The 10,161-nt window shown below is 64.4% G+C and carries 9 protein-coding genes; 2 read left to right on the top strand and 7 right to left on the bottom strand.

The genetic code is table 11. The features are described from left to right. The 3 genes from FNJ47_RS21805 to FNJ47_RS21795 form a co-directional block, all read right to left on the bottom strand. Window positions 1–469 (bottom strand): ArsR/SmtB family transcription factor (locus FNJ47_RS21805; protein ID WP_236000037.1); only part of this gene is annotated, 469 nt, incomplete at its 3' end. A 142-nt stretch (window positions 470–611) separates the two neighbouring features. Then, window positions 612–905: a DUF3551 domain-containing protein gene (locus FNJ47_RS21800; protein ID WP_165445798.1), complete on the bottom strand. Its 294-nt coding sequence runs from the start codon at window positions 903–905 to the stop codon at window positions 612–614. Window positions 906–1,025: 120 nt separating this feature from the next. Beyond that, a complete protein-coding gene (locus FNJ47_RS21795; protein WP_163156723.1) occupies window positions 1,026–1,997 on the bottom strand; it encodes a Bug family tripartite tricarboxylate transporter substrate binding protein in 972 nt (323 codons plus the stop codon). Window positions 1,998–2,184: 187 nt separating this feature from the next. Between FNJ47_RS21795 and FNJ47_RS21790 the strand changes: the two genes are divergently transcribed. Together FNJ47_RS21790 and FNJ47_RS21785 are read left to right on the top strand one after the other, a co-directional pair. Then, window positions 2,185–2,604, top strand: a complete 420-nt coding sequence (locus FNJ47_RS21790) for a VOC family protein (protein WP_163156721.1) — start codon at window positions 2,185–2,187, stop codon at window positions 2,602–2,604. 206 nt (window positions 2,605–2,810) lie between these two features. Beyond that, window positions 2,811–4,391 carry an AMP-binding protein gene (locus FNJ47_RS21785; RefSeq protein ID WP_163156719.1) on the top strand — a complete coding sequence of 527 codons (1,581 nt, stop codon included), beginning with the start codon at window positions 2,811–2,813 and terminating at the stop codon, window positions 4,389–4,391. 124 nt (window positions 4,392–4,515) lie between these two features. Here the strand turns inward: FNJ47_RS21785 and FNJ47_RS21780 are convergent, their stop codons facing one another. From FNJ47_RS21780 to FNJ47_RS21765, 4 genes are all read right to left on the bottom strand, one after another. Next, window positions 4,516–5,805 carry a cytochrome P450 gene (locus tag FNJ47_RS21780; RefSeq protein WP_163156717.1) on the bottom strand — a complete coding sequence of 430 codons (1,290 nt, stop codon included), beginning with the start codon at window positions 5,803–5,805 and terminating at the stop codon, window positions 4,516–4,518. 203 nt (window positions 5,806–6,008) lie between these two features. Continuing rightward, on the bottom strand, window positions 6,009–7,106 hold the full coding sequence (locus tag FNJ47_RS21775) for an HD-GYP domain-containing protein (protein WP_163156714.1): 1,098 nt from the start codon (window positions 7,104–7,106) through the stop codon (window positions 6,009–6,011). 264 nt (window positions 7,107–7,370) lie between these two features. After that, on the bottom strand, window positions 7,371–9,656 hold the full coding sequence (locus tag FNJ47_RS21770; protein ID WP_163156712.1) for a xanthine dehydrogenase family protein molybdopterin-binding subunit: 2,286 nt from the start codon (window positions 9,654–9,656) through the stop codon (window positions 7,371–7,373). Continuing rightward, the gene (locus FNJ47_RS21765; RefSeq protein WP_163156709.1) at window positions 9,653–10,144 is read right to left on the bottom strand and encodes a (2Fe-2S)-binding protein; all 492 of its coding nucleotides are present in this window, start codon (window positions 10,142–10,144) and stop codon (window positions 9,653–9,655) included. Before FNJ47_RS21765 ends, FNJ47_RS21770 begins: the two co-directional genes overlap by 4 nt. Window positions 10,145–10,161 lie beyond the last annotated feature (17 nt).

Raw genomic sequence — 10,161 nt, 5'->3', positions numbered from 1 at the left:
AAAGCGGGCGGAATTGAGCACCGCGGTCGATGCGCGGATCGGCGCCGGCGCCAGCGTGTAGAAATCGTGCGTGTCCTCGAACGCGTCCGTTTCGATGCGGATCGGCGCGGTAACGATGCGCTTGCCGATTGGATTGCCATGGATCTTCCTCCACAAAGGCTGCAAGGCGGTCGAGATTGTCGGACCAGAATTGCGCGTAGCGATTGAGCCAGTTCATCGCCTGCTCCATCGGCCTCGCGGTGAGCCGGCACGCCACGGTGCGGCCGGTCTTTTCGCGCGCGACGAGGCCCGCATCGGTGAGCACATCGAGATGCTTCATGATCGCCGGCAACGATATCGCGAATGGCTGCGCCAGCTCGCTCACCGACAGGCTTTCCTGCTCACCGAGCCGCGCCACAAGCGCGCGGCGGGTGGGATCGGAAAGCGCCGCGAACGTGCGGTCCAGTGCTTCGTCTTGATACTTAACCATATGGTTTAGTATAAGCGCAAACGGCGCGGCGTCAAGCGCGATCCTTCACGATCGCGTCAAGGCCGATGCTCGGTCACGAAAAATGGCTGGGACGACCGGGGGTCGCGAACGCCCTGCGGCCGAACGCGTTCGCCGCGGGCGGCTATTGCGGGTGTGTTTTGTGATGCCGGTGCTTATGACGATAGCGTCGCGGCTCCGGCTGCAGCTGTGCGCGAAACAGGAAGCGCGGGTTCTCCCCGCAGGCGAGATAACGCCCCGACACGCTCGCAAGGCACTGATCGTAGGTTTGGTAGGCGCATTCGCCGGGATAGCCGAGGCTCGGCCCCTGCGCACACCACGGATAGTCATAGGGGTCGGCGGAGGCAGACTTGATGCTCGCGGCGCCGGCAAGCGCCATCGTTCCCAAAGCAAGCAGTGCCAATCGCGATGTGCGCATGATCCTATTCCTCCGGTGCCGCAGCGAGCAAAGTGCGGCAACTCGGGTAAGGTTCCTGAAGGTCATTTTATTCCGCGTCAAGGCCCAGCAGAAGGCCAGGCGTCTCCTGACGCTTGAAGCCTACTCGACCTTGAGGCCGGCGAACTCGACCACCTTCTTCCACTTGTCGGTCTCGGCCTTGATGTCGTTGCCGAAGGCGTCCGGCGTCTGGATCAGCGAATCACCGCCGAGCTCGACCAGACGCTTCCGCATATCGGGCGCGGCGAGCACGGAGTTGATCTCGGTGTTGAGCCTGGTGATCAATTCCTTCGGCGTGTTCTTCGGCGCGCCCATGCCGAACAACGCGCTCGCTTCATAGCCCTTCACGGTCTCGGCGATCGCCGGCACGTCGGGCAATTGCGAGGAGCGCTCGGCCGTCGTCACGCCGAGCGCGCGCAGCGAGCCGGAACGGATGTGCTGGATGATCGAGGGCATGTTGTCGAAGATCACCTGCACCTGACCGCCGAGCATGTCGGTGATCGCAGGCGCGGCGCCGCGATACGGCACGTGCTGCATCTTGCAGCCGGTCATCGACATGAACATCTCGCCGGAGAGATGCACCGAGGTGCCGTTGCCGGACGAGGCCATGTTCACCTTGCCGGGATTGGCCTTCACATACTCGATGAACTCGGCGACGGTCTTCGCCGGCACGTCCTTGTTGACGGTCATCACGTTCGGCACGCGGTTGAACGAGGCAACCGGCGCGACGTCGCGCACGAAGTTGAACTTCAGATTGGCGTAGAGCGAGGCGTTGATGTAGTTCGCCGGATTGACCAGCAGCACGGTGTAGCCGTCCGGCTCGGCGTTGATCGCAGCCTCGGTGCCGATATTGTTGCCGGCGCCCGGCTTGTTCTCGATCACGAATTGCTGCCCGAGCTTCTCCGACAGCCGCTGCCCGATCAGGCGCGCGATGATGTCGGTGGCGCCGCCCGGCGGATAGCCCACGATCCAGCGCACCGGCCGCGCCGGATAGTCGGCTGCGGAAGCACGGCCGATCGCGAAGGTCGAAATCCCCGACCCGATCAGGCCCAGCGCGGTGCGGCGTGAAATCATGAAGTCTCTCCCAATCCAGCAGGGTTCGGCCTCCTGCCCGTTTCTGTTGCGTTGCCTGCGGCGCGGTTCTAACAAACAATATGTGATGCGGCCAGTGCGACACGTGCGCACCAACCGCGACGAAAGACTAAGCTGCGGCTCGGATTGCATCAGAACCGAACGCGTTCGGGACCGAAAAGGATCGATCATGTCCGTCAAGGTGAATGGGCTCGACCATCTCGTGATCAACGTCACCGACGTCGTGCGCTCGGTTGCCTGGTACAGCAGGATCCTCGGCATGGAGGTGAAGGTGTTCGACCCCGGCAAGGGCAAGACACCGCGCACCTCACTGGTGTTCGGCAACCAGAAGATCAACGTGCGGCCGCGCGATGCCGACAAGGTGGAATGGTTCACCGCCGATCACGAAGCGGCCGGCAGCGACGATCTCTGCTTCCTCACCGCGAGCACGCCGGACGAAGTGGTCGCGCATCTGAAGGCCAATGGCGTCAAGATCGAGGAGGGCCCGGTCGCCAAGCAGGGCGCGCGCGGCACGCTGCGCTCGGTGTATTGCCGCGACCCCGACGGCAGCCTGATCGAGATCTCGTCGTATGAACGAGACCCAACCTAGCGATCGTTCGTCATTGCCCGCCAGCGCGTGCGTGGATGCGCGCCGGATCATAGGCACCGCCGACGGATCCACCTCTTCCGCGCGGCGGAACGGATAGCTTCAGCGCAACATTGTCCTGCAAATCCCGATTTGCGCTCGGCGCACGCCGATGGCAGAACTGCTCCCAACCAAGATCAAGGGCGGCCGCCAAGGCCGCGGGAGGACATATGACCAATTCGAGAGCCGTGCCGGGAATCGTCGGGCCGTTTGCCGGGCTCGACGTGCCATGGCTGCTGAGAATGCGCGCCGAGGTGCGCCGCGATCATCCATTCCTGATCTGGGCGCCGTTCGACGCGCCGGCGCGGCACTGGAGCTACGGCGAGTTCCATGAGCGGGTCGGCGCGCTCGCCGCGGGCCTCGCCAAACGCGGCATCAGGCAGGGCGACTATGTCCTGATCCATCTCGATAATTGCATCGAGGCGATCATGTCATGGTTCGCCTGTGTCGAGCTTGGCGCCATCGCCGTCACCACCAACACCCGCTCGGCGGCAGCCGAGATCGAATATTTTGCCGGCCATTGCGGCGCGGTCGCCGCGATCACCCAGCCGGCCTATGCCGAATTGATATCAGCCAACTGCAAGGGGCTGCGCTGGATCGCGGTGACCTCGCACGATGCGGGCCAGGCGCCGGCGCAGGCGCCCGCGCGCGGCGACAGCTTTGAAGCGCTGTTTGCCGACAGCGCCGATCGGCCGCAGCGCCCGACCGATCCGCTCGCACCTTGCAGCGTGCAATACACCTCCGGCACCACGTCGCGGCCGAAGGCGGTGCTGTGGACGCATGCCAATGCGCTGTGGGGTGCCAAGATCAACGCCGTGCATCAGGATCTGCACGCCTTTGACGTGCACCAGACCTACCTGCCGCTGTTTCACACCAACGCGCTGGCCTATTCGATGCTGGCGATCCTGTGGGTCGGCGGCACCTGCGTGATCCAGCCGCGCTTCTCGGCCAGCCGCTTCTGGCCGGTAGCGCTCGAGCACGGCTCGACCTGGACCTCGACGATCCCGTTCTGCATGAAGGCGCTGCTGGAGCACGAGGTGCCGAAGCATCACAAGTTCCGGCTCTGGGGCACCGCGGTGAACGAGCCGCCGGCATTCGCCGTGTTCGGCATCAAGATCATCGGCTGGTGGGGCATGACCGAGACCATCACCCACGGCATCATCGGTGAGGTCGACCAGCCGAACCCGCCGATGTCGATCGGCCGCGCCGCGCCGGAATACGAAATCCGCGTCACCAACGATGATGGCACGCCGACCGGCGTCGGCGAGACCGGCAATCTCCTGATCAAGGGCATTCCCGGCCTGTCGCTGTTCGCGGAATATCTGCACAACGAGAAGGCCACGCGCGAGAGCTTTGACGAGCACGGTTACTTCATCACCGGCGACCGTGTCACGATGCTGGAGCGCGGCTATCTCAAGTTCGGCGACCGCTCCAAGGACATGCTGAAGGTCGGCGGCGAGAATGTCGCAGCCTCCGAGATCGAGCAGGTGATCGCCGTGGTGCCGGGCGTCCGCGAGGCCGCGGTGGTGGCGAAGAAGCATCCGATGCTGGACGAGGTCCCGGTCGTCTTCATCATCCCGCAAACCGGCGTCGCAGCGTTGCCAGCGGATCTGCACGATAAGGTGATGACCGCGTGCCGCTCGTCGCTCGCCGACTTCAAGGTGCCCCGGGAAATCCGCTTCGTGGACGAGATGCCGCGCTCGACGCTGGAGAAGGTCGCGAAGGCCGAGCTGCGGAAGATGCTGGAGTGACGCGGCTCCAGCCGCGTCATTCCGGGATGGTCCGAAGGACCAGACCCGGAATCTCGAGATTCCCCGGTGCGCAATTGCGCACCTGAGGTTCGATGCTTTCGCATCGCCCCGGAATGACGTTCCGTCAATTCACCTCAAACCGGATCGGCAGCTTCTTCGGGCCGCTGACGAAATAGGCCTGCGTCATCTTCACCTCGCCGTCGAGCGACAGCGATTTCAGATGCGGCAGCAGCTCCTCGAACAGGATGCGCATCTCGAGCTTGGCCAGATACTGGCCGAGGCAGAGATGCGCGCCATAGCCGAATGCGACATGGCGGTTGGGCTTGCGGTCGCTGCGGAAGCGATCGGGATCCTCGAACACCTCCTCGTCGCGATTGCCCGAGGCGTAGCACAGCATCAGCCAGTCGCCCTTGGCGATTCTGCGGCCGCCGAGCTCGGTATCCGCGGTGGCCGAGCGCATGAAATGCTTGACCGGCGTCATCCAGCGAATCGACTCGTCGACCAGGCCCGGGATCAATTCCGGATTGGCCTTCACCTTGGCGAATTCCGCGGGATCCCTGGCCAGCGCCCAGATCGCGCCCGCGGTCGAGGATGAGGTGGTGTCGTGGCCCGCGGTCGCGACGATCATGTAATAGCTGGTCTGATCGTGCTCCGGCATGTAGTCACCGCCGATCTTCGCGTTGGCAATTACGGTGGCGAGATCGTCACGCGGATTCCGGCGGCGCTCCTCGGTGATCCCGCGGAAGTAGGCCGAGAAGTCGGCGATGATCGCCTGCAACATCACGGAGACCTGCTCGGCGCTCAGCGCATCGCGGACGCGCGCGGTGTCGGGATCCTGCGGGCCGAACAGTTCTTGCGTCAGCTTTAGCATGCGCGGCTCGTCCGCCTCGGGCACGCCGAGGATCTCCATGATGACGTGCAGGGGATAGCCGAGCGCGACGTCCTCGACGAAATCGCAGGCGCCGCCGCGGTCGAGCATGCGCTGCACCGTGGCCCGCGCGATCTCGCGAATGCGGCCTTCGAACTTGCCGAGATTGGCCGGCATGAACCAGCCCTGCGTCAGCGCGCGATATTTCGGATGGTCGGGTGCATCCATCTGCACCAGCGAGCGCACCAGATTGGGCCCACCGGTGATCCTGCGCACGCGCTCCTCGAGCGCCTGGTTGGTCAGCGTGGTCGGCCGATCGGCGTTGTGGAACAGGTCGTTCTGGCGACTGATCGCCTGGATATGGGCGTGCTTGGTCACCACCCAGAACGGATCGAACTTGTCCGGCCGCGCGATCCCGAGCGGATTGTTGGCGCGCAGCCAGCGATAGCTGTCGTGGATGCGGTCGTCGGCATAGGCGACCGGATCGACGAGGGTTGCCGCGATGTTGGCGGGGATGTCGAGATCCCCGGTCGTTGCCGTGTCCATGATCGTCCTCACCCAAGCATCGGTCATGCCGATGATCGCCGAAATCTAGGCGGAGGTAAGGACGCGGACTTGCGTTGATTGGCTAGAGTCGTCACCTCACCCGTCATTGCGAGGAGCGAAGCGACGAAGCAATCCATGGCCCCGCGCACGCGGAGGGATGGATTGCTTCGCTCCGCTCGCAATAACGGGGGGGGGGTGAGGGCTCAATAATGCCCGAATGCCACCGGGCGGAACGCCTGCAGCAATTGCTGGTCGAGCTTGCCACCCATCTCCTCCATCATGGAGAAGGCCTTGGCATGGGTGAACTGCAGCCGGTAGGCGCGCTTTTCGACAAGGGCGGCATAGACATCGACGATCGTGGTGACGCGGACGATGTCGCTGATCTGGTTGCCGCTGAGGCCGTTCGGATAGCCGGTGCCGTCGAGGAATTCGTGATGATGCAGGATCACGTCGAGCATTTCAGGCGGGAAGCCGCCCTGCGCGGACAGCGCCTCGTAGCCACGACGCGGATGCTCGCGCATCTCGGCCATTTCCTCGACCGTGAATGCGCCGGGCTTGTCGAGCAGCGCAACCGGAACGAACGCCTTGCCGACATCGTGCAGCAGCGCGGCGCGGGCGAGCCGGCGCTGATCGTCCTCGCGCATACCGAGATGCTGCGAGAATGCGACCGCGAAGCCGGTCACGAACAGGCAGTGACGATAGGTCTCCTGGTGATGGCAGCCCACCGTGGTCAGCCATTCGCGCAGCGAGTTGTGCTTGATCGCCTTGAGGATCTTGTTTTCGGCGGCAACGATGTCCTCGAACTTGAGCGGCTCGCCGGCGCGCATCCGCTCGAACATCTTGACCATTACGCCGTGCGCGGCTTCGACGCCGCGGTTGAGCGCCTTGCCGCGGTCGGTCTCGTCGTAACCGCTGTTGTCGGGAAATGCGGCACGGATGCGCTGCAGGATGCCGCGCGCATCGAACGGCCGCGAGATCGTGTCGGTGGCGCCGAGCGCCCAGGCCTGCATCGAAGCGTGATGCAGCGCATCCGCCAGCACGAACAGCCGCGGCATCTCGCGATAGGCATCGGTCTGCAACTTGGCGCGCACCATCTGCACGGCTTCGGGCGAGCGCAGGTTGATGTCGACGACGATGCCGGAGAGATCGCGTGCCGGCTGCTCGGGAATGTCGGACGTCGGAACGGTATCGACCTCGCCCACCGAGCGCAGGATGCTGGCGAGTTCGTTGCTTTGATCGCTTCGATCTGACGCCAGCAGGAGACGGCGCTTCGAAGTCTGGTTGTTGGCCAAGGCAGTCATGACATCCCCGTCGCGGTAACGACCGACGCTGGACGCTACCGGACGATGCGTTCCCTCCGGCTTAATGGGGATGCTGAACGACGGTTAAGCGCAATGGATACAATTTGAGGGATCGTCGAATCCGCCAGCGAAATCAGGCCGGCCCGAAATAAAAGCAGCCGGACGCGGCGCCGGCGAATCGTGAATTATTTCCGGCTCCAGCGCGGCGCAAAGAAAAACGCCGGAGAGCATTACGCTCTCCGGCGTCCTCATTCGTTCAGGCCGTTACGCCTTCATCGCAGCCTTTACCGCTTCCGCGGTGATCGGCAGGCCCCGGACGCGGGCGCCGACTGCGTTGAAGACGGCGTTGCCGATCGCCGGCGCCACCACCGTCACGGCGGGCTCGCCGACGCCGGTTGCCTTCTCGCCATTGGCGATGACGTTGACCGCGACTTCCGGCAGCTGGCTCATCCGAAGCGGCGTGTAGCTGTCGAAATTGGTCTGCTCGATGCCGCCGTCCTTCAACGTCGCCTTCTCGAACAGCGCCAGTGACATGCCCCACAGCGCCGCGCCCTCGACCTGGGCCCGGATGCCATCGGGATTCACCTGCGTACCAACGTCGGTCGCAACCGTCAGCTTCTTCACCGTCACCTCGCCCGACGGGGCGACGGCGACGTGGGCGACGCAGGCGGTCCAGCTCGCCGTGGCGCGCTCCTGCGACGACACGCAGGCCACGCCCATGCCTTCGCCCTTGGGCAGCTGCTTGGTGCCGTAGCCGGCGAGACCCATCGCAGCGAGCAAGGTGTTGCGGAGACGCTGCGCGCCGCCGTCATTCTTGCCCTTGCCGTCGAGCAACGAGATGCGGAGCTGCGCCGGGTCCTTGCCGGTCGCATGCGCGATCTCGTCGACCATGCTTTCGATCGCCCAGAAGGTCCAGCCCGGCGCCACCGAACGGAGCTGACCCGACGGGGTGGCGTTGTGCGCCATCTCGTTCTTGATCGCCCGCACATAGTGGTTGGGCACGGTGTAGAAGAAGTCCGCTCCGTTCACCGTGAAAGCATCGAGCGGCCCCTTCTTGTCGACCGAGGGCGACAGGAAGTCGGGGATGCCCCAACGCTGGGTCGGCCAGGCCGAGACGACATCGTGGCTCAATGCGACGAGCTTGCCGTCGCCGTCCACGCCGGCCTTCACCTTCTGGAAGGTCAATGGACGCGAGAAATCCATCGTCATGTCGTTTTCGCGCGTGTAGATGACCTTGACCGGCTTGCCGACGGCCTTCGCCGCCTGCACCGCGGGCACCATCATGTCGGCGTCGAGACGCCGGCCGAAGCCGCCGCCCAGCCACGTCTGGTGCATCACCACGAACTTCGGATCGATCCCGGCGGCGCCGGCTGCGATCGCGCCGGAGCGTGTCGCGAACTGGTTGCCGGAATAGATGTGCAGGATGTCGCCCTTGAACTCCGCGGTGGCGTTCATCGGCTCCATTGGCGCGTGGATGTTGATGTTGGTGGTGTATTCCGCCTCCAACACCTTGGCCGCCGAACCGAAGGCCGCATCCGGATCGCCGTCCTTGACGAAGAACTGGCCGGAATCGCTCAGTCCCTGAAGCCGCTTGGCTTCAGCCAGCAGCGATTCGCTCGACGCTTTTGCGTTCGGGCCGCCATCGTAGCTGATCTTCAGCGCCTCGGCGGCTTTCTTCGCCTGCGCATAGGTGCTGGCGACCGCGACGACCCAACCGGTCGTGGTTGTGGTCTTGTCGTCCAGGGTGACGGCCTTGATGAAGCCCGGCAGCTTCTTGGCCGCGCTATCGTCGACCGACTTCACGGTGGCACCGTAACGGACCGGCGGAGTGACCAGCGCGCCGTAGACCATGCCCGGCAACATCGTGTCGATGCCGTACTTGGCCGTGCCGTTGACCTTCAACGGAATGTCGAGCTGCGGCACCGAGACGCCGATCATGGTGTACTGGTCGGGCGTCTTCAGCTTGATCGCCTTCAGATCATCTGCGGTGAAGGTCTTGGTCGCCTTGCCGCTCTTCACGACGTCGGCGAACGACATCGACTTCTTCGACTTCGGATGGCTGATCGTCGACGCGCGCACCACCAGCTCGCCGGCCGGCACGCCCATCGAAGCGGCAGCCGCCTCGGTCAATGCGATACGGCCGGCAGCGCCGGCGCGGCTCATGGCGTCGAAGTTCATCATCGTCGACCAGCTGCCGCCGGTGATCTGCGCGCCCAGCACGGGATCGTTGTACTTCGGGTCGTTGGAGGCGAGCTGGACCCGCATGTCCTTCCAGTTCGCGCCGAGCTCTTCGGCCACGATCTGCGCCATGGTCGAGGCAACGTGCTGGCCCATGTCGGCCTTGCCGCAGGTCACGGTGACGAGACCATCAGGCGTGATCGAATACCAGACGCTCGGCTCGAAGTGGGCGGGTGCGGGCGCTGCGAGCGCGTGATCGACGCCGGACGCGGCGTAGCCGAGCACGAGGCCGGTTGCAGCGGTGCCGACCAGGAAGGAACGGCGGCTGAGATCAGTCGCCTCAGGGGCGAGACTCTTCACGTGCTTGTTCATGTGGCCCTCCGCTCGGATCCGGTGGCCGATGCGGTGCGCATGTCGGACGCAGCGCGCATGATCGCCTTCTGGATTCGTGAATAGGTCATGCAACGGCAGAGATTGCCGTCCATATGCGCGACCACTTCTTCCTTCGTCGGGTTGGTGTTCTTCGACAGCAGCGCTGCCGCCTGCATGATCTGGCCGGACTGACAGTAGCCGCATTGCGGCACCTGCTCGGCGACCCAGGCCTTCTGCAAGGGATGTTCGCCCTTGGCGGAGAGACCTTCGATGGTGGTGATCTTCTTGCCGACGGCATCGGCGAGCGAGGTCTGGCAGGACCGCACCGCTTCGCCGTTGACGTGAACCGTGCAGGCGCCACAGAGACCGGCGCCGCAACCGAATTTGGTGCCCGTCATCTGCAATTGCTCGCGGATGACCCAAAGCAGCGGCGTGTCACTGGCCGCCTCGACGGACATATTCCGTCCGTTGATATTGAGATTTGGCATCTCTCTCCCCTTCCGGT

The sequence above is a fragment of the Bradyrhizobium uaiense genome, assembly GCF_010811875.1.
Classification (GTDB): Bacteria; Pseudomonadota; Alphaproteobacteria; order Rhizobiales; family Xanthobacteraceae; genus Bradyrhizobium; species Bradyrhizobium uaiense.
Note: the sequence above shows the minus strand (reverse complement) of the source record. Positions and strands in the feature narration are given on the sequence as shown.

What these genes read in the sequence shown, in the direction of transcription:
- FNJ47_RS21800 (WP_165445798.1), bottom strand. Translation starts at nt 905, where the DNA reads ATGCGCACATCGCGATTGGCACTGCTTGCTTTGGGAACGATGGCGCTT.
- FNJ47_RS21795 (WP_163156723.1), bottom strand. Translation starts at nt 1,997, where the DNA reads ATGATTTCACGCCGCACCGCGCTGGGCCTGATCGGGTCGGGGATTTCG.
- FNJ47_RS21790 (WP_163156721.1), top strand. Translation starts at nt 2,185, where the DNA reads ATGTCCGTCAAGGTGAATGGGCTCGACCATCTCGTGATCAACGTCACC.
- FNJ47_RS21785 (WP_163156719.1), top strand. Translation starts at nt 2,811, where the DNA reads ATGACCAATTCGAGAGCCGTGCCGGGAATCGTCGGGCCGTTTGCCGGG.
- FNJ47_RS21780 (WP_163156717.1), bottom strand. Translation starts at nt 5,805, where the DNA reads ATGGACACGGCAACGACCGGGGATCTCGACATCCCCGCCAACATCGCG.
- FNJ47_RS21775 (WP_163156714.1), bottom strand. Translation starts at nt 7,106, where the DNA reads ATGACTGCCTTGGCCAACAACCAGACTTCGAAGCGCCGTCTCCTGCTG.
- FNJ47_RS21770 (WP_163156712.1), bottom strand. Translation starts at nt 9,656, where the DNA reads ATGAACAAGCACGTGAAGAGTCTCGCCCCTGAGGCGACTGATCTCAGC.
- FNJ47_RS21765 (WP_163156709.1), bottom strand. Translation starts at nt 10,144, where the DNA reads ATGCCAAATCTCAATATCAACGGACGGAATATGTCCGTCGAGGCGGCC.